Here is an 18217-nt window from a genome sequence, read left to right as displayed (position 1 = left end):
AATGGAAAATAATTTAATTTTACCCGCACTGATTTTAGTTCCTTTCATTGCTGGTTTTATTTGTTGGTTGGTTGATAAATTTGACCAACACTTACCGCGCTGGATTGCCTTGATTGGTATGCTCATTACCTTTGGTTTGGGTATTGCACTATGGCAAACTGGTACATATAGCTATGAGTTGGGCGGTAAAGTCCCAACCTGGGCAGCTGAATTCCAGCTTCCATGGATTCAGACTTTAGGGATTAGTATTCACTTGGCTGTGGATGGCTTATCTTTACTCATGGTTTTACTGACTGCATTACTAGGTGTGATTGCTGTTGGTTGTTCATGGGGTGAAATTCAAAAGAATGTTGGTTTCTTCCACTTAAACCTCCTTTGGAGTTTGGGTGGGGTCATTGGTGTATTTCTTGCAATTGACCTGTTCCTGTTCTTCTTCTTCTGGGAGATGATGTTGGTGCCAGTCTACTTCCTGATTGCACTATGGGGACATTCAGGTTCGAATGGTCGTTCACGTGTTTACGCTGCAACCAAGTTCTTCCTGTATACGCAAATTGCTGGCTTGATCATGTTGATCGGTATCTTAGGCCTAGTGGTCTATGGATACATGATGACAGGTATGATTGGTTTCGATTACAACTATTTATTGGCTGTTGCGAACCACTTGCCGCCTGAAGTTGCCTATGCATTCATGCTGTGTTTCTTCATTGGTTTTGCGGTGAAATTACCAGTATTCCCATTACACGGTTGGTTACCTGATGCACATGCACAAGCACCAACAGCGGGTTCTGTGGACTTGGCGGGTATTTTGATTAAAACCGCAGCGTATGGTCTGCTTCGTTTTGTGATTCCATTCTTCCCAGCAGCATCAGCACAGTTTGCTGATATTGCAATCATTTTGGGTCTGATTGGTATTTTCTACGGTGCATTCTTAGCCTACCAACAAACAGACATGAAACGTCTGCTTGCGTATACGTCTATTTCACACATGGGTTTCATTTTACTTGCAATTTATGCAGGTAATATTCTGACTTTCCAAGGTCTGATGATCATGATGTTGGCACATGGCTTGTCATCTGCTGCATTGTTCATTATGTCTGGTCAGGTCTATGAACGTTTACATACCCGTGATTTACGTTTAATGGGTGGTCTTCGTGGCCAACTGCAATACTTGCCATTCTTCCTGATGTTCTTTGTTGCAGCGCTTGTCGGTGTACCAGGTCTAGGTAACTTTATTGGTGAATTCCTGATTCTTATGGGTTCATTTAAAGCTTTTCCAGCCTTTACCATCATTGCTGCAGTAAGTTTAGTATTTGCAGGTCTTTACGGTCTGATTCTGATTCACAAAGCACTTTTCGGCGAACCAAATGCTGAACAAAAGCAACACTATCCGAGCCCACTGAAAGATTTGTCATTACGTGAAGTGAGCATTTTGATGATCTGTGTGATCGGTTTACTTTGGTTAGGACTTTACCCACAAACATTCTTGGATGTATCGCATTCAAGCATGCAATGGTTAGTCAATAGTTATATGCCAGTACAAGAAGTTGTCGAAACTGTTCAACAGACTGCGACTCAACTTGAACAAGTGGAGATGCGATAAACCATGAACTTCACACTTTCTTTTTCTGAGCTTATGCCACTTGCCCCAGTGATGATTGTGGCATTGACTGCAGTTGTTGTGATGTTATTGATTGCGATTAAACGTAATCATAATCTGATTGCAACAACGACAGTTGTGGGTCTAAACCTTTCTGTAATTCTAATTGCATATACCATGTTTAGCGGGCACTTTGTCCCTGCGAACGTGATGGGCATGTTTATGGTTGATCCATTTACCATGCTCTACCAATTCCTGATTTTGATTGCTGCTTTGGCTTGTAGCACACTTTCACATGCGTACATTGAAACGTATAAAGATAATCGTGAAGAACTTTATATCTTGTTACTTTGTTCTGTAGCAGGTGCAATGCTATTGGTTGCAAGTTCTCATTACGCTGCTTTCTTTATTAGCTTAGAGTTAATGTCAATTCCTGTGTATGGTATGTTGGCTTACACGCATCAACGTAGCCAATCTTTAGAAGCGGGAATTAAGTATCTTGTACTTTCAGCAACTGCATCTGCGATGTTGTTGATGGGTATGGCATATATCTATGCATATACAGGTTCATTGTCATTCTATGATTCTGTTCAGGCTTTGATGACTGCGATCAAGCAACCAATGGTGCTATTAGGTTTAGGTCTCATTATCTTTGCTGTTGCATTTAAGCTTTCACTTGCACCATTCCATAAATGGACGCCTGATGTGTATGCAGGTGCACCAGCACCTATGGCGACATTCTTAGCTACAGCTGCCAAAGTTGCAACGATTGGTTTATTTGTACGTTACTTATTAAGTTCTGGTGCAATCTTAGTTGAATCAATAGTGACTGTTTTGACAGTCATTGCTGTGTTATCAATTTTGGTCGGTAACTTACTTGCAGTACGTCAAGTTAACTTAAAACGCATCCTTGGTTATTCATCAATTGCACACTTTGGTTACTTGTTGATTGCTTTGATTACTATGACGTATGCAAGTTTAGGCAGTGTAACGGTTTATGTGATTACTTATGTATTTACAACAATCGGTGCATTTGGTGCAGTTGCGTTAATGTCTAGTCCATATAACAATGTTGATGAAGCACAAAGTCTTGCAGACTACCGTGGTTTGTTCTGGCGTCGTCCGATCTTGACTGCAACATTGACCGTGATGATGTTGTCATTAGCAGGGATTCCATTAACTGCAGGTTTTATTGGGAAATTCCTTGTGATAATGGCTGCTGTAACAACTCAACATTGGTTCTTGGCTGCAATGGTCGTTGTAGGAAGTGGTATAGGCTTATACTACTACTTACGTGTGATGGTGGTGATGTATATGACACCGCCAGATGTTCCACGTATTGATGCTGATGCACATTGGGGAACTAAAGTTGGTGGTATCATGGTACTCGGTGCCGCATTACTTGTACTACTTCTGGGCATCTATCCAGACCCAATGATCAATTTAGCATTGAAGTCAGAAATTCTTTCTCCATTGCATTTCATGTTGTCTCAACAACAATAATGATTTGATTTGTACAAAAAAGCCTCCAAAAATTGGGGGCTTTTTTAATGAAGAGTAAAAAAACACTCTATAATACTCAAAGATTAATATTAGTTAGGTACTTACTCGTGTCTATTCAGGAAATTCGCCATCCGTTGATTCGCCATAAACTTGGTTTATTACGCCGTTCAGACATCAGCACAAAGAATTTCCGTGAATTGGCGCAAGAAGTCACGATGTTACTCACTTATGAAGCAACTAAGGACCTTCCTGTTGTCGATCATGAAATTGATGGTTGGGCAGGTAAAGTTTCGACTCAACGTATCGCAGGTAAGAAGATTACCATTGTACCGATTCTACGTGCTGGAATTGGTATGCTTGAAGGCGTACTGAGCTTGATTCCAAGTGCCAAAGTGAGTGTCTTGGGTTTAGAGCGTGATGAGGCGACTTTAGAAGTTCGTACTTACTATAAAAAATTAGTACCTGATGTTGCGAATCGCTTAGCGATGATTATTGATCCAATGCTGGCTACGGGTAATTCACTTATTGCCGCAATTGATGTGCTTAAAGCAAGTGGTTGTAAAGATATACGTGTTATGGTTTTGGTTGCTGCACCTGAAGGTGTTGCAAAAGTAGAAGCTGCGCACCCTGATGTACGTATCTATACGGCATCGATTGATCAAGGTTTGAATGAGGATGGCTATATCGTTCCAGGTCTTGGTGATGCGGGTGATAAGATTTTTGGTAGTGTTCAAAAAGATTAATTTTTGAAAATATGCTTAAAAAAGAGACTTAATCCAACCGTACTGTTTTCAGGGGAGGATTTAAAGTCTCTTTTTTTATATACTGAAATACAGTACTTGCAAAATTAGGTGAATGTCATGAAAAAAGAATTTTATCAGGGAAAAGTTAAACAATATAATCCAGACAAAGGGTTTGGTTTTATTGCAACTGCTGAAGGCGAGATCTTTTTTCATATTTCAGATTTTCCTGCATCGGAAGGTGAGCCGAAAAGAAATGAAAAAGTTAAGTTTTTAGTGCAGGAAAATGAGGGAAAGTTTAAAGCAGTACAAATTGAACGAGTAGATCCGAATCCTGCAAAAACTAAAAAAAATAAAATATTGGCTCATAATGAATCGATTACAACAGAATTGTTATCAAACTTTCGGCGTTAATCATCTATATACAATATGGAGATAATTTTCTTGATCTCCATATTGATCTATTAGGCTTTGCAAATGAGAAAAGAAAATATGTTTGTTGAAGGTAAAATTAAAAAATATAATTCAGAAAAAGGGTTTGGCTTTATAGCGATTGAAGGGCAGGCAGATATCTTCTTTCATATTACCGATTTTCCCAAAGCAGCAGGCGAACCCAAGGTTGGTGAAAGACTTAAATTCCTGATGGTTGAGGATAAAGGGAAGTTTAAGGCTGTAAATATTGTGCGGCTGGATTTAAAGCGTTCAGATTTGGTGAATCACACTATTCAAAAAGAAATCACTCAGAGCGTGGTGGTTCCGAATAATCCTCCATTAAATAAAAAGGGGATTACTTTTACGATTGTGGGTCTGGTCATTATTGCAGTTCTAATGGGGTTGGTATTTCAAAAGTATCAGTCTTATCAACAGTCACAAAGGTTAAAAGCAGCGCAGTTGATTGAAGAGCAAAAGAGGATTGTGGAGGCTCAGCGTCAGGCTTTGGGTTATTTACCAGAAATCAAACGTTCAGAAAAGACAGAAAACGCTTTAAAAGCATCAGCAACGCCAGCCGTGATTCATACCCAACAGTCTACTATTTCCCAAACCCAGTTTAGTTGTGATGGACGTACCCACTGTTCACAAATGAATTCTTATGAAGAAGCATTATTCTTTCTAAGAAATTGTCCAAATACACAAATGGATGGAAACAATGATGGTGAACCATGTGAACGACAATTTGGAAGATAAAGGTCGGGCTTAAACCTGATCTTCACAAAACTGTAAAAATGCCTTTAAACCAGGTCCCTGGTACTTCTGACGATGTACCAGCATAAACAGGGGACGGGTGAGTTCCCAGAAAGGTGTATCGAGAATGACCAATTGACCCTTTTCCTGAAGCGGTTCAATCGCAAGCCGTGATACACAAGTCATCCCCAGACCATTGGCAACAATTTTCAGGATGGCTTCATTGTGACCTAGGGTAAGGCGAATGTTGGCATCAGGTAGGTCTTTTAATATAGCGTTGTCAAAGACTTCACGTGTGCCTGAACCCTCTTCACGTAAAATCCATTCCACATCATTAAAGTCTGCTGGAGTGAGGGGATGGTTTAACTGGGTTAAGGGATGTTGTGGAGCGCAACACACCGCGAGTTCATCATCACGCCAATGGATGCACTGTAACTGGGGCAAATGGCATGAGCCCTCAATCAGAGCCAGATCAAGCTGAAACTGGTTTACCGCCTCAATCATTTGACGGGTATTGCCCACCTGTAACTGTAAATGTGCCTGTGGATGACGTTGTAAAAAATCTGCCATAAGGTCAGGCATCAGGTAATCACTGATGGTCAGGGTTGCGCCCAAACGTAGATCGATACTTTGTAATTCACCCTTGGCGGCCTGTTCAAACGATTCACAACGACCTAAAATTTCCAGGGCCTGCGGCAACAAAAAACGGCCCAGATCATTCAATTGTAAGCGTTTACCCAAGCGGTCAAATAACGGTGCGCCAAGACCATCTTCCAAATCAGCTAAAGCCATGCTTGCCGCACTTTGGGTCAGTCGGACAGCATCACTTGCTCTGGTTACAGTTCCCTCTTGAGCGACTGCCACGAAAACAGCCAATTGGCGTAATGTCATGCGCATGTTAAAAGCCTTACCGTTTGAGTTTAAAAGTATTCATGAATTATCTGATCATGCTAACATGAGCTCACTGTTTCGTGCCACGTTCAAATCATGTCAATTGAAAAATTTAGCGTAGAAAAGGTTTTATCTGTACATCGCTGGGCCCACAATCTGTTTAGCTTCACCATGACCCGACCAGCACATTTTAAATTTACTGCAGGTCAGTTTGCCCGTATTGGTTTAATGGTTGGTGATGAACTGGTGGTGCGTGCTTACTCAGTGGTGTCTTCGCCATTTGATGAAACGCTGGAATTCTTTTCAATTGTCGTTCCCGATGGGGCTTTTACCTCAAACCTGCAACATTTAAAGGTGGGTGATGAGCTGTATCTTGAAAAAATATCTTATGGCTATTTAACGCTGGCACGTTATCAGCAGCCTTTACCACAGGATTTATGGCTGTTGGCAACGGGAACGGGTTTGGCACCATTTTTATCAATGCTGCAAGACTTTGAGACCTGGAATAAATATCAACAAATCAATTTGGTCTACAGTGTTCGTACCGCATCCGAACTGGCCTATGTTGACCGTATTCAGGAAATCGCCAAGCTATTTGGTGAGGGGCATTCAGGCTTTAGATTTATTCCAATTATCACCCGTGATCCAGATGCGGCTTTACATGACCGTTTACCAGTTCTGATTGCAAATGGTGAGCTGGAAAAGGCGGCAGGATCAGAATTGAGTCCAGCAAGCAGCCATGTAATGTTGTGTGGCAATCCACAAATGGTGGAAGATACCAAGGAAGCCTTAAAACAGCGTGGCTTGACCATGAACCGCCGTGGTGAGGGGAATATTGCGGTGGAGAATTATTGGTAATATTGGGTGGACTGGATATGTTTTAGTGTACGAACATATCCATAAATTCACGGATTTCCTGAATCGCGGTATCAACATCGGTGGTGAGCCATGTGGGTTCAAACAGTCCTGCATAGTGTTCCAGACGTTCCTGTGGAACAACAAGGCGAACAGGGCATTCTTCCTCAAGCAAACGCCACGGCAGGATCGGAACCTCATTGTCCAGAAAAGCCTGAACATTGCGGATATCCACAATCATCGCATTGATGCATTCAGGAAAAGGCATCACTGAAAGTTCTTCGGTACGGCGGCGGAAATATTCAAGATCGCCCCATTTCAGGGTATAGCTGGGTTTGTTGAACTCAATCAGTCCAATCAAATGCTCATCTCGTGTGTAATGTAGAAAACACTGATGGGTTACATCCGTATCTAGATCAAGTGAGACACTTTGCTGTTGGTAGGACATAAAGCAGAACATTTAGGAATTGAGGGCGCGTAGTATAGCCTATTTTTAGCGTTTTCTAAACCGCGTATATTTTAAACAATAAATAAGGAAGAAACAGTAGAGTTTTGCAACAGCAACAACGATAGTGCCAAGCTTTTTCACACAATGCAACATAAGCAGTTGCTAAGATAAAAGCCTGAGAAATAAAAATTATGAGGGCTAGCTATCATGCATGATTTTAGTAAGCCACAGCCTCATGTGGCAAGTCAGAAGGAAGTTGCAAAGAAAAGGAAATTACCCATTTACATATTGGTCATTGTGGGGATTTTCCTGATAGCACTTCTTATTTATATGGTTGCGGATCATTCAGCGAACCCAACTGCACAGGGAATGCTGTCTCATATGCAGTCGGTACTTTTGGATGTTTAGATCGTTTGTTTTTAGACCAAACCCTGTTGAATTGAAAAAGCTCATTGATATGAATCAATGAGCTTTTTTGCAAAATTATGCGGACTTTTTGTTGTATTAGTGCAGTCGTTTGTTGATTGTAAAATAGACAGAAATTAAGGTTGAGACATCCATAAGTTATGTTCTTGGTTATAGAGCGATCATGGGTGGTTTGATTAATTTTAAAACACAACATAAGGATAACAACACATGAATGAATACTTTACTGATCCCTCCCACAGAGGAGGATTCGACGCAATGTATTATTGGGACCAGTTTCACCCAATTTTAGCGGCAATTGTTATCTTACTTTTAGGTTGGATTATTGCATTGATTGTTGCTGCTGGCGTGAAAAAGTTACTCCAGAAACTGAACACCAATCATAGATTGTCTTCTGCCACTGGTCATAAACCAAATATTGAAAACCTGCTTTCCAAACTGGTTTTCTGGTTTGTGATTATCCTTGCCGTTGTCGGGGCATTGAATGTGCTGAACATCAGTGGCGTAAGTGATCCATTCAGTAATATGGTTAGTCGGGTTCTGGCCTTTATTCCAAACCTGCTGGCAGCCGTTGCAGTCGGTTTTATTGGCTGGATTTTGGCAGGGCTGGTCAAGGCAGGACTAACCAATGTGCTTGCCAGAACGGAAATGGATGAGAAGCTCAGCAATGAGGTAGGTGTAGGCTCACTCAGTAGTAATATTGGTGAAATCTTCTACTGGCTGGTCTTGTTGCTGTTCTTGCCAATTGTGCTGTCTATTCTAGGCCTGACAGGCCTGTTGATTCCTGTACAGAATATGGTGAATGAGGCGGTTGCGTATTTACCGAACCTACTTATAGCAGGTGTCATCATTTTTGTGGGCTACATTCTGGCAAAAATTGTGCGTGGCATTGTCGAAGGGTTGAGTAACAGCCTTGGCTTACAGACACAGGCAGAAAAAATAGGTTTGTTTAAGAACTCCAATGTATCCAAATTTCTGGGTTCGTTTGTTTTTGCCATCATTATTATCACCGCCTTGATTGTGGCATTTGAGGCACTGGGTATAGAGGCAATTTCCCAACCTGCCACAGCAATGCTCAATCAAATCATGTATGCAATTCCACAAATTATTGCTGCTGGTCTGATCTTGATTGTGGCCTATGTAGTTTCCCGTTTTGTTGGACGTTTGGTGGCCGAACTGGTTTCAGGAGCGGGTGTTGATGAAATTCCAATGAAGCTGGATGTGCAACGCTTCCTTGGACAAACCCGTGTTTCAGATATCATCGGTTGCCTGATAGTATTCTTTACCATGCTGTTTGCTGTTTCAGAGGCTGCTGACCGACTTGGTTTGGAACAGATCAGTGTGCTGATTGCAATGTTTATCCAGTTTGGTGCCAGTATCCTGCTTGGTGCGGTAATTCTGGTTGTTGGCTTCTGGCTGGCCAATGTGGTTGCCAATGTGATTCAACGTGGTGAATACAATAGCTCACGCTGGTTGGGCAATCTGGTTCGTATTTTAATTATGGGCTTGGTGATTGCGATGGGCTTAAGGGCAATGGGTATTGCTGACTCTATTGTGAACCTCGCATTTGGCTTAACCCTCGGTTCAGTTGCTGTCGCGTTTGCTCTGGCTTTTGGTCTAGGTGGTCGTCAACCTGCGGAACGTTTGCTCAGTGATCTGTTGGATAAAGCAAAAACTGAGGCAAAACATCCAAATCCGTTGCGTCAAAATGAGATGACGCCAAATAATCCAGTGAGTACAGCAACTCCTGCACCAGCCAATCCAGTGAATCCGATAGCGCCAACACCAATCAATCCAGAGAATCCAAAACCACCGATTCCTCCATATTCGGATGAATAGTAAAAATAATCTTTGATTTTTTTGGTCAATTCGACCACTCTAGGCAGGGTGGTCGTTTTGTTTATCAATAAATAAAAAGTCTATAGGAGGATAAAATGAAGAGGCCAAATCGTGTATTCGCACCCATTATTATTGCAGGCATCACTGTAGGCTTTTTGGCCAGTGCGTATAAGTTTGTGGTTGCCAAGTCGGGTTCAGTGAAAGAGAAACCGATTGAAAATACTCAGCAGGCACTTTCCTCAGAGGCAGCAAACTCTTCAGATGAACGAAGTTAAAATATTTCAAGGGTAGTGCAAAACACTATTCTGTACTGCAAAACAGCTAGACAAACTGGGCTGCGGCTTGGGCAGATGACCATGCCCACTGGAAATTATATCCCCCTAGATGACCTGTCACATCGAGCACTTCACCAATAAAATACAAGCCTTTCTGTTTCTTGCTTTCCATTGTTTTTGAGGATACTTCGCTGGTATCCACTCCTCCAAGCGTGACCTCGGCAGTACGATAACCCTCCGTTCCCGATGGCTTCACTGTAAATGCATGCAGTTGCGCTGCAATCTGTTCAAGTTGAAGATCGCTGATATTTCCAATCGCTGTCTCACTTAGCTCCGCCCAAATCAGTTGCTGTAGTTCCAGCACGATACTTTTTGCAGTGAATTCATTTAACAGGGTACGCAGTAATACCTTAGGCTGTGCTTTTTTCTTTTCCTTAAAAAATTGCACGAAATCCTGACCTGGAAAGAAATCAATATTGAAGCTTTCCCCTACATGCCAGTAGTTTGAAAGCTGCAATGAGCTTGGGCCACTTAAACCACGATGGGTAAATAGCAGGGCCTCGGTAAATTGATGGCGATCATTCACCAGTGTTGCATCTAAAGCATTACCACTTAAACGTGTCGTGACTTCCTTAAAATGGTCTGAAAAGGTAAAGGGGACCAGACCTGCACGGGTAGGGAAAACATGATGGCCAAACTGCTGTGCAAGTTCATAGCCAAATCCTGAACCACCCAGGGTTGGAATGGATAAGCCACCTGTTGCTACAACCAATGATTCACAATGATAAGTTCCTTGGCTGGTTTCAATGACAAAACCTGAATCAGTCTGGGATTTTACCTGCTGAACTTCGCAGTGGGTTTGAATCTGAACGCGTTTCGCTTTATTGCATTCTGCAAGTAAAAGTTCAAGGATTTCTTTTGCGCCTTTGATTGTAAAGAGCTGACCGTGTTTACGCTCTTCATATTCAATACCATATTCACAGACCAAGCCAATAAAGTCCCAGTTGGTGTAACGGCTCAGGGCCGAAATGACGAAATGTGGATTTTCGGAGATATAGTTGGAGGGCTCAACATCCAGATTGGTAAAGTTGCATTTACCTCCCCCTGACATCAGAATTTTTTTACCGATCTTATTGGCCTTTTCCAGTACCACAACCGAACGCCCACGTTTGCCTGCTTCAGCAGCCAACATCAGGCCTGATGCACCCGCACCTAAAACAACAATATCAACCTGATGAACCATGAGTATTACTCGGTAGACGAAAAGCGGGCAATTATAAAAGATTTAAACAGCTTTTAGTATGTTTTGAGTTTCCCTTGCAACCCACCTGTATGAATGACCAGGATTCGAGTGTGGGCAGAGAAATGATGGTGCTGGATTAAATCAAGAAGTCCCATCATCATTTTAGCGGTATACACCTGTTCCAGAGGAATATGATGTTGTTGTTCAAATTGCTGCATAAATTGCAGCAGTTTAGGTGTGATTTTGGCATAACCACCACAACAATAGGCATCAGTTAAAGACCAATTGCTTTTATCAGTCCATTGTTGAATGTCATGTTTGAGAAAATCACCTTTTAATGCAGAAAAGCCTAAAACATGCTGTTGCTCTGAGCTGCTTTCAATAATGCCTGCAAGGGTTCCACCTGTACCCACGGCACAACAAATTACGTCATAATTTTCTAAATCATCAGGGGAGAGGATTTCCTGTGTCCCTTGAATGGCAAGGGCATTGCTTCCGCCCTCTGGAATAATAAAGGCTTGAGGGTATTGTTGCTGCAACTGTTGTAGATACTCAGCTTGATGGCGTAAACGATATTTAGTCCGACTGACAAAATTTAACTGCATACCCAAATCCTGCGCTGTTTGAAGCGTTGGGTTGAATTGTTGTGAAGCCAGTTCTTCACCACGAATCATGCCAATACTTTGAAAACCAAAATGCTGTGCTGCAAAGGCTGTTGCGGCAATATGATTGGAAAATGCACCACCAAAAGTGAGGACTTGAGAAAAACCTTGCTGTTGTGCTGCCAAAAGGTTGTATTTCAGTTTAAAAAACTTGTTGCCCGAAATCTGGGGATGAATCAGATCAAGGCGTTTGATGGTCAGTTGAACAGGCTGGGGAAGCTGCAATGTTTGATAAGGAATGGGAAAGGCAATGTGATCAAACATTTTTTGCGAACGAGAAATGAATTTGACCACATTGTAAATGTATTTGATTGAGAATGTCAGTAGAGGTTTTTTCTCATCTCAGATCTAAATCTTAAGACACTTTATCACCCGCTTTAGCCCCAGATTCAGGTGAAATCACCCAAACACCTTCACCATTACCCGCCGCAAGTACCATGCCGTTAGAAATACCAAAACGCATTTTACGCGGTGCAAGGTTAGCCACCATCACCACTAATTTGCCTTTTAAATCTTCTGGCTGATAAAACTCACGAATACCACTAAACACATTACGTGGCTCAGCTTCACCTACATTTAAAGTGAGTTGAAGTAATTTATCAGAACCTTCAACGGTTGCTGCTTCTAAAACTTCTGCCACACGAAGATCAATTTTCATAAAATCTTCGATACCAATAATTTCAGCTTCACCCACTTTTGGCTCAGGCTTTTTCTCGGCTTTCTTCTCTTTTTTCTTTTCCACTTTTGGCGCTTCTGCCGCAGCAGCCAAAGAATCTTTAGACGCATCTACCATTGATGCAACTGCTTTAGGATCCACACGCTGCATAAGCGGTTGGAATTGAGCAATTTCATGTGCCACTAAAATCTGCTTGCGAGATTCAAAATCAAAGCTTTCAAGCTGCAAGAATGCCTGAACTTGAGCCGCAAGTGTAGGAAGCACTGGAGCCAAGTAAATCGCAAGTTGACGGAATAAGTTAATACCGACTGAGCAAACATCATGAACTTGTTGTTCTTGACCTTCTTGTTTTGCAAGTGCCCACGGTTTTTTCTCATCAATATATTGGTTGGCTTTGTCTGCAAGTGCCATGATTTCACGAACTGCCGCAGAAAATTCGCGTGCTTCATAGGCTTGTGCAATCGAATCGCCAGCATCAATAAAGCTTTGAACCAATTCAGGCTCAGCACAAGTATTTGAAAGCGTATTATTGAAATTGCTATTAATGAATTTTGCACAACGGCTAGCAATATTCACCACTTTACCAACCAGGTCCGAATTTACTTTCTGAACAAAATCATCCAGATTCAAGTCTGAATCTTCAACTTTGTCAGAAAGCTTAGACGCAAAGTAATAGCGTAAATATTCAGGGTTTAAATGCTGTAAATAAGTTTCGGCTTTGATGAATGTACCACGAGACTTCGACATCTTCTGACCATTCACGGTCAGGAAACCATTGACGAATAAACCTGATGGGGTACGGTAGTTTGCACCCTCAAGCATGGCAGGCCAAAATAGCGCATGGAAATAAACAATGTCTTTACCAATGAAATGGTAGACTTCATTTTGTGAATCTTTTTTCCAGAAATCATCAAAACTTAAATCTGGACGTTTGGTTTTGATATAGTTTTCAAAACTCGACATATAACCAATCGGTGCATCGACCCAAACATAAAAATATTTGTTTGGTGCATCTGGAATTTCAAAACCGAAATAAGGTGCATCACGGGAAATATCCCAGTCAGATAAACCTGCATCGAACCATTCATCCAGCTTATTGGCAATCGAAACAGGTAAACGACCTTGATCACGCGTCCATTTTTGCAAATATTCAGCAAAATTAGGAAGCTTAAAGAAGTAGTGATCTGATGATTTTTCTACAGGCGTTGCGCCGCTCAAGGTTGAGCGTGGATTCAATAATTCAGTTGCATTGTAAGTTGTACCGCACACTTCGCAAGCATCGCCGTATTGATCTTCGGCTTTACATTTCGGGCATGTGCCTTTAATGAAACGGTCAGACAAGAACATGCCTTTTTCAGGATCGAATAATTGTGTGACAGGGCGAACAGCGATATTGCCTGCTTCACGGTTTTTAATATAAATCTCAGATGCACGTGCTTTGTTTGCATCGCTATGAGTTGAATCATAATGATCGAAATGCACACCAAAACCATCAAAATCACGAATGTGTTCTTTCTGAACATTGGCAATTTGCGCTTCAGGGCTGATGCCATTCGCTTCAGCACGTAACATGATCGCTGTACCGTGAGCATCATCCGCACAAACGTAAGTCACGTCATGACCCATTGCACGCATTGCACGAACCCAAATATCTGCCTGGATATAACCGAGTAAGTGTCCCATATGGATTGGACCATTGGCATAAGGGAGGGCATTGGTGACTAAAATTTTACGCACGGATACTGTTCTCTCATTCGTATTTACAAGGTGGATGATTTTACATGACTTAAGAGCGACTTGCACAAAGGAATCGGTGAAATCTTTTTAATCGGATTAGACTGCCTGTGTTAGTTTTAAACTTCATCAAAACTTCACTTTGGCTTCAATCAAAATATGTCTGTTTGAATGAAAATAAACACGGCATCAAATCGCTGGAGAGAAAAATGCGATCTTGGAATTTAGTCTGTGCATCGTTATTGGCATGTTTTATATGAAATCTTCAAAAAAGAGTTTCAAGCCTAAAATTGACTTGATTCATTGATAGGATTTTTATATCCAAAAATTCAAAAAGTTATCGATCAGCAATGATTTGAAGCTTACTGTATTCCAATTGTTTCAATTTGCAGCAATTTCGCCACGCTTTGCCAGAACGTTGTATAAGTATAGCCAGAAAACAATTGTAGCTTTCACGACATAACAAGAGGAATAACACCATGAGTAATGACAAAATTGATCAGTTAAAAGATTTTGCCGCGAAAGACTTGGCACAGACCAAGGCAGACTTCCAGCAGGCAAAAGATAAGGTCAGTGAGGTGGGCAAAGACATTAAACAAAAAGGTCAGGAAACTGTCGAAGATGTTAAAAACTTTACATCAAAAGACCATGAGCAAACCAAAATTGACTTGCAGCAGGCAAAAGACAGAGCGAGTGAATTGAAACAAAAAGGGGAACAAACTCTGGATGACTTAAAGAGCAATGCAAGTGAAAAGTATGATGAAACTAAGGCAGCTTTATCAAGCAAGGCGGATGAACTAAAAGATAAATTAGCCGATACTCAACAAGCAGCAAAAGAGAAGTTTGATCACTTTAAGGAAGAGGCCAGCCATAAACTTGATGATGCAAAGGCTAAAGCTGCTGAGTTAAAAGATGAGGCTGCTGCAAAACTTGATGAACTGAAAGCTCAGGCGAGTACTAAGCTGGATGATTTAAAGAAAGCGGCAACCGATGCTGTAAATAAACTCAAAGGTTAATCGTTGCCACAGTTCTAAATCATGGACGTTCATATTGAGAGAAGAAAATACGCTATAAAAAATGAGCAATTATCTTCGTAGATGTGAGCGTCTATTTTGCAATACTGCTAAACTAGCCAAACTCAGTGATATGTTGATCTGTTTTTGGAGTAAACAAAATGTCGTGGCTTTCTTCCTTAAAATCTGTTTTTTCACCAGCGCAAGAAGTCAAGGAAGATGATATCCAAACCGTTCTACAAAACTATAACCTCCCCTATTCAGAGAATCGCTTAAAAGACCGTATTAGTCAGGTCAACGTACAAGAGCATGTTTTACAACTGACCATCAATACCTTTCCACAAGAAAAAGACCATTTACAACAGATTCACGATGAGCTTGCCGAAGCCTTGGAAAAGTGTGGGATTCAGGAACTCAATCTTCATATCATCCAGCAAAAACATGCAGCACATGGCGAAGCTGCGCATAGCTGCTCACCCAAGCCTAAAGCGGAAAATAGCAATTTACCGCCAGTCATGGATGCCTCACCTAAAGCTGAAACTGATCCGAATAATCCACCAATTCAAAAAGCTGCGCCGCAGCAACGCGATGTGGCAGCCCATCCACGTATCCAGAATGTGATTCTGGTATCGTCGGGTAAAGGTGGGGTGGGTAAATCCACCACTACGGTCAACCTTGCGCTTGCCTTGCAGCAATTGGGTTTAAAAGTTGGGGTCTTGGATGCAGACATTTATGGCCCAAGTATTCCAACCATGCTGGGTAATGCGGGTAGAACCCCCCTGATTGAAAATGAACACTTTGTTCCACTGGATGCTTACGGCATGGCGGTACTTTCGATTGGGCACCTGATTGGGGCGAACAATACCCCAGTGGCTTGGCGAGGACCAAAAGCAACAGGTGCACTGATGCAATTGTTTAATCAAACCTTGTGGCCTGATCTGGATGTGTTGGTGATTGATATGCCACCAGGCACTGGAGACATTCAACTGACTTTGGCACAGCGTATTCCAGTCACAGGTGCCGTCATTGTGACCACACCGCAAAATGTTGCGCTCATGGATGCGGTAAAAGGCATTGAATTATTTAATAAAGTGAACATCCCTGTATTGGGTGTGATTGAAAATATGTCCACCCATATCTGCTCTAACTGTGGTCATGAAGAGCAGATTTTTGGTACAGGAGGTGGTGATCAGTTATCTGGGCAATACCATATTCCATTGCTTGGACGCTTGCCTCTGGATGCTAAAATTCGTGAGCATGCAGATAACGGTAAGCCGAGCGTGATTGCACAGGATACCGCGGCGGAAAGCTATATCAATATTGCCCAAGCTGTAATACAACACATGGAAAAGCTGCCTAAACGCCAAAGAGATGACAAACGAATCTTCTAAAGTAAAAGACCTCTAAATTTAGAGGTCTTTTTTTATAAACCAGAGCTGTTTTACAAACATGATTTAAGCAATACGTTATATTTAACCTATTTAAAATTACCAATTTTTATGCAGTGACTTTAGAGTAAAGTGGACTTGAAATTATAAAAATATAAATAAAACATGTGCTTAAATAATCTGCCGTCATAAGTGCTTACAGTTAAAATTTTGCTATGGATGAGCAATTGGATTAATGTAAAAACATCTTTTAGTGAGGTCATTCAATGATTTCATGGTTTTTTATTGGTTTAGTCATCACCATTTTGCTTACTCCTGGCCCAACCAACACCCTGCTTGCATCTTCAGGTATTCAGGTGGGGTTGCGTAAATCATTATTACTCATTCCAGCAGAGGCAATTGGTTATATCATTGCAATCAGTGCATGGGGAATGCTGATCGGCAAAGTTTCTACTACACTACCTTTATTACCCACTTTTCTTAAATTATTGAGCGCAGGCTATATTGTTTTTCTGGCTGTAAAATTATGGCGTACTGCCGATCAGAAAGTGGCGTTAAACCAACCGACCATTCGCCCGCGTGAGTTATTGTGTGCGACTTTACTCAATCCTAAAGCGTTATTATTTGCCTCAGCTATTTTTCCAGCAGTGGCATGGAACAGCCAGCAAATCTACATGGCGCATATGGGTACATTTGTTGCACTGATTCTCCCGATTGCATTGTTCTGGATTTCTGTTGGTGCAGCGCTCGCCACCAATAAAGTAAAATGGCTGTCGCAATCCAAATTACAACGTACCGCATCAGTTGTCTTGGTCAGCTTCTCAATTCCAATTAGCTACTCAGCACTGATCAATTTATAATATTCCAAGCGCTATCAATGATTGCAGAATAGGGCTGTTATTTCCATTGATGTCATTTTGCGTTAAAGTATCTGCCAATCATTCACTTCGTCTTTGGATAAAAAGTCATGGCAATAAAATCTGATCGTTGGATTCGTGAAATGAGCGAAAAACACGGCATGATTGAACCTTATGCAGAGAATCAAGTTCGTTTCGATGCAAACGGAGAAAAACTGATTTCTTATGGGGTGTCTAGCTATGGCTATGACGTTCGTTGCGCACGTGAATTTAAGGTATTTACCAATGTTCACTCGGCGATAGTCGACCCAAAAAACTTTGATGACAGAAGTTTTATTGATATTGAGTCGGATGTCTGCATTATTCCACCCAACTCATTTGCACTTGCCCGTACCATTGAATATTTCCGTATCCCACGAAATGTCCTAACGGTATGTTTAGGTAAATCGACTTATGCCCGTTGCGGTATTATCGTGAATGTCACGCCGTTAGAGCCTGAGTGGGAAGGGCATGTAACCCTTGAGTTTTCCAATACCACCAACTTGCCAGCACGTATTTATGCCGGTGAGGGTGTTGCACAAATGCTGTTCTTTGAAAGCGATGAAGTGTGTGAAACCTCTTATAAAGACCGTGGTGGGAAATATCAGGGGCAAACAGGCGTGACTTTGCCGAAAACATGATTTGTAAATTACATTTTGCAACAATCATAAAGTTTTTTGCTTGTTGCAATACAAACCTTATATTTAAAGAATAAAAATATAATATTCAGACATATATTTAAAAGAAATTATTTAAGAACAATAATTCATTCATCGGAAAATAAAACGTTTACCTAATATATTTTGCATTTGTGTAAATATTCGGCATAATGAAGAATAGAGTTGTCTG

Annotated in this window: 18 protein-coding genes; 13 read left to right on the top strand and 5 right to left on the bottom strand. The window is 41.4% G+C overall.

All coding sequences use genetic code 11. The features are described 5' to 3' along the window. Position 1 precedes the first annotated feature (1 nt). From nuoM to F973_RS11455, 5 genes are all read left to right on the top strand, one after another. Entirely contained in the window at positions 2–1600 is a 1599-nt protein-coding gene (gene nuoM / locus F973_RS11475; protein WP_004761903.1) for an NADH-quinone oxidoreductase subunit M, read from the top strand. A gap of 3 nt (positions 1601–1603) precedes the next feature. Next, positions 1604–3100: an NADH-quinone oxidoreductase subunit NuoN gene (nuoN, locus tag F973_RS11470; RefSeq protein WP_004761902.1), complete on the top strand. Its 1497-nt coding sequence runs from the start codon at positions 1604–1606 to the stop codon at positions 3098–3100. 107 nt (positions 3101–3207) lie between these two features. After that, complete coding sequence (upp, locus tag F973_RS11465; protein WP_004663741.1) at positions 3208–3843, top strand: uracil phosphoribosyltransferase; 636 nt, start codon at positions 3208–3210, stop codon at positions 3841–3843. A gap of 117 nt (positions 3844–3960) precedes the next feature. Further along, positions 3961–4254: a cold shock domain-containing protein gene (locus F973_RS11460; protein ID WP_004761900.1), complete on the top strand. Its 294-nt coding sequence runs from the start codon at positions 3961–3963 to the stop codon at positions 4252–4254. Positions 4255–4332: 78 nt separating this feature from the next. Further along, positions 4333–5025, top strand: coding sequence for a cold shock domain-containing protein (locus F973_RS11455; protein ID WP_034432633.1), 693 nt, complete (start codon positions 4333–4335; stop codon positions 5023–5025). Between the two features lie 9 nt (positions 5026–5034). Here the strand turns inward: F973_RS11455 and gigC are convergent, their stop codons facing one another. Continuing rightward, complete coding sequence (gigC, locus tag F973_RS11450) at positions 5035–5919, bottom strand: LysR family transcriptional regulator GigC (RefSeq protein ID WP_004761897.1); 885 nt, start codon at positions 5917–5919, stop codon at positions 5035–5037. A gap of 90 nt (positions 5920–6009) precedes the next feature. On the opposite strand from gigC, the gene F973_RS11445 reads away from it, so the two are divergent. Further along, positions 6010–6771, top strand: a complete 762-nt coding sequence (locus F973_RS11445; RefSeq protein WP_004761896.1) for a ferredoxin--NADP reductase — start codon at positions 6010–6012, stop codon at positions 6769–6771. A 22-nt stretch (positions 6772–6793) separates the two neighbouring features. Here F973_RS11445 and F973_RS11440 read toward each other — a convergent pair whose 3' ends face one another. After that, positions 6794–7216 carry a hypothetical protein gene (locus tag F973_RS11440; RefSeq protein WP_004675075.1) on the bottom strand — a complete coding sequence of 141 codons (423 nt, stop codon included), beginning with the start codon at positions 7214–7216 and terminating at the stop codon, positions 6794–6796. Positions 7217–7423: 207 nt separating this feature from the next. Between F973_RS11440 and F973_RS11435 the strand changes: the two genes are divergently transcribed. The 3 genes from F973_RS11435 (at position 7424) to F973_RS11425 (ending at position 9756) form a co-directional block, all read left to right on the top strand. Further along, on the top strand, positions 7424–7624 hold the full coding sequence (locus F973_RS11435) for a cell envelope integrity protein TolA (RefSeq protein ID WP_004761894.1): 201 nt from the start codon (positions 7424–7426) through the stop codon (positions 7622–7624). 228 nt (positions 7625–7852) lie between these two features. Next, positions 7853–9481, top strand: coding sequence for a mechanosensitive ion channel (locus F973_RS11430; protein WP_004675072.1), 1629 nt, complete (start codon positions 7853–7855; stop codon positions 9479–9481). A 95-nt stretch (positions 9482–9576) separates the two neighbouring features. Continuing rightward, a complete protein-coding gene (locus tag F973_RS11425; RefSeq protein ID WP_004675071.1) occupies positions 9577–9756 on the top strand; it encodes a hypothetical protein in 180 nt (59 codons plus the stop codon). Between the two features lie 46 nt (positions 9757–9802). Here the strand turns inward: F973_RS11425 and F973_RS11420 are convergent, their stop codons facing one another. From F973_RS11420 to metG, 3 genes are all read right to left on the bottom strand, one after another. Next, complete coding sequence (locus F973_RS11420; RefSeq protein WP_004761893.1) at positions 9803–10999, bottom strand: BaiN/RdsA family NAD(P)/FAD-dependent oxidoreductase; 1197 nt, start codon at positions 10997–10999, stop codon at positions 9803–9805. A 53-nt stretch (positions 11000–11052) separates the two neighbouring features. After that, complete coding sequence (locus F973_RS11415) at positions 11053–11925, bottom strand: 1-aminocyclopropane-1-carboxylate deaminase/D-cysteine desulfhydrase (RefSeq protein WP_004761892.1); 873 nt, start codon at positions 11923–11925, stop codon at positions 11053–11055. A 91-nt stretch (positions 11926–12016) separates the two neighbouring features. After that, positions 12017–14074, bottom strand: coding sequence for a methionine--tRNA ligase (gene metG, locus F973_RS11410; RefSeq protein ID WP_004761890.1), 2058 nt, complete (start codon positions 14072–14074; stop codon positions 12017–12019). A 476-nt stretch (positions 14075–14550) separates the two neighbouring features. Here metG and F973_RS11405 point away from each other — a divergent pair, with 476 nt between their 5' ends. From F973_RS11405 to dcd, 4 genes are all read left to right on the top strand, one after another. After that, positions 14551–15087, top strand: coding sequence for a hypothetical protein (locus tag F973_RS11405; protein ID WP_004761888.1), 537 nt, complete (start codon positions 14551–14553; stop codon positions 15085–15087). Between the two features lie 158 nt (positions 15088–15245). Then, positions 15246–16475, top strand: coding sequence for an iron-sulfur cluster carrier protein ApbC (gene apbC, locus F973_RS11400; RefSeq protein WP_004761887.1), 1230 nt, complete (start codon positions 15246–15248; stop codon positions 16473–16475). 263 nt (positions 16476–16738) lie between these two features. Then, on the top strand, positions 16739–17332 hold the full coding sequence (locus tag F973_RS11395) for a LysE family translocator (RefSeq protein WP_004682930.1): 594 nt from the start codon (positions 16739–16741) through the stop codon (positions 17330–17332). 107 nt (positions 17333–17439) lie between these two features. Beyond that, positions 17440–18009, top strand: coding sequence for a dCTP deaminase (dcd, locus tag F973_RS11390; protein ID WP_004675063.1), 570 nt, complete (start codon positions 17440–17442; stop codon positions 18007–18009). Positions 18010–18217 lie beyond the last annotated feature (208 nt).

This window comes from Acinetobacter sp. CIP 102129, assembly GCF_000368305.1.
Taxonomy (GTDB): domain Bacteria; phylum Pseudomonadota; class Gammaproteobacteria; order Pseudomonadales; family Moraxellaceae; genus Acinetobacter; species Acinetobacter parvus.
This window is presented reverse-complemented; position numbering and strand designations above follow the sequence as displayed.

Excerpts from the sequence above, each read along its gene's own strand:
- nuoM (WP_004761903.1), top strand. The coding sequence starts at position 2 with ATGGAAAATAATTTAATTTTACCCGCACTGATTTTAGTTCCTTTCATT.
- nuoN (WP_004761902.1), top strand. The coding sequence starts at position 1,604 with ATGAACTTCACACTTTCTTTTTCTGAGCTTATGCCACTTGCCCCAGTG.
- F973_RS11460 (WP_004761900.1), top strand. The coding sequence starts at position 3,961 with ATGAAAAAAGAATTTTATCAGGGAAAAGTTAAACAATATAATCCAGAC.
- F973_RS11455 (WP_034432633.1), top strand. The coding sequence starts at position 4,333 with ATGTTTGTTGAAGGTAAAATTAAAAAATATAATTCAGAAAAAGGGTTT.
- gigC (WP_004761897.1), bottom strand. The coding sequence starts at position 5,919 with ATGCGCATGACATTACGCCAATTGGCTGTTTTCGTGGCAGTCGCTCAA.
- F973_RS11445 (WP_004761896.1), top strand. The coding sequence starts at position 6,010 with ATGTCAATTGAAAAATTTAGCGTAGAAAAGGTTTTATCTGTACATCGC.
- F973_RS11440 (WP_004675075.1), bottom strand. The coding sequence starts at position 7,216 with ATGTCCTACCAACAGCAAAGTGTCTCACTTGATCTAGATACGGATGTA.
- F973_RS11435 (WP_004761894.1), top strand. The coding sequence starts at position 7,424 with ATGCATGATTTTAGTAAGCCACAGCCTCATGTGGCAAGTCAGAAGGAA.
- F973_RS11430 (WP_004675072.1), top strand. The coding sequence starts at position 7,853 with ATGAATGAATACTTTACTGATCCCTCCCACAGAGGAGGATTCGACGCA.
- F973_RS11425 (WP_004675071.1), top strand. The coding sequence starts at position 9,577 with ATGAAGAGGCCAAATCGTGTATTCGCACCCATTATTATTGCAGGCATC.
- F973_RS11420 (WP_004761893.1), bottom strand. The coding sequence starts at position 10,999 with ATGGTTCATCAGGTTGATATTGTTGTTTTAGGTGCGGGTGCATCAGGC.
- F973_RS11415 (WP_004761892.1), bottom strand. The coding sequence starts at position 11,925 with ATGTTTGATCACATTGCCTTTCCCATTCCTTATCAAACATTGCAGCTT.
- F973_RS11405 (WP_004761888.1), top strand. The coding sequence starts at position 14,551 with ATGAGTAATGACAAAATTGATCAGTTAAAAGATTTTGCCGCGAAAGAC.
- apbC (WP_004761887.1), top strand. The coding sequence starts at position 15,246 with ATGTCGTGGCTTTCTTCCTTAAAATCTGTTTTTTCACCAGCGCAAGAA.
- F973_RS11395 (WP_004682930.1), top strand. The coding sequence starts at position 16,739 with ATGATTTCATGGTTTTTTATTGGTTTAGTCATCACCATTTTGCTTACT.
- dcd (WP_004675063.1), top strand. The coding sequence starts at position 17,440 with ATGGCAATAAAATCTGATCGTTGGATTCGTGAAATGAGCGAAAAACAC.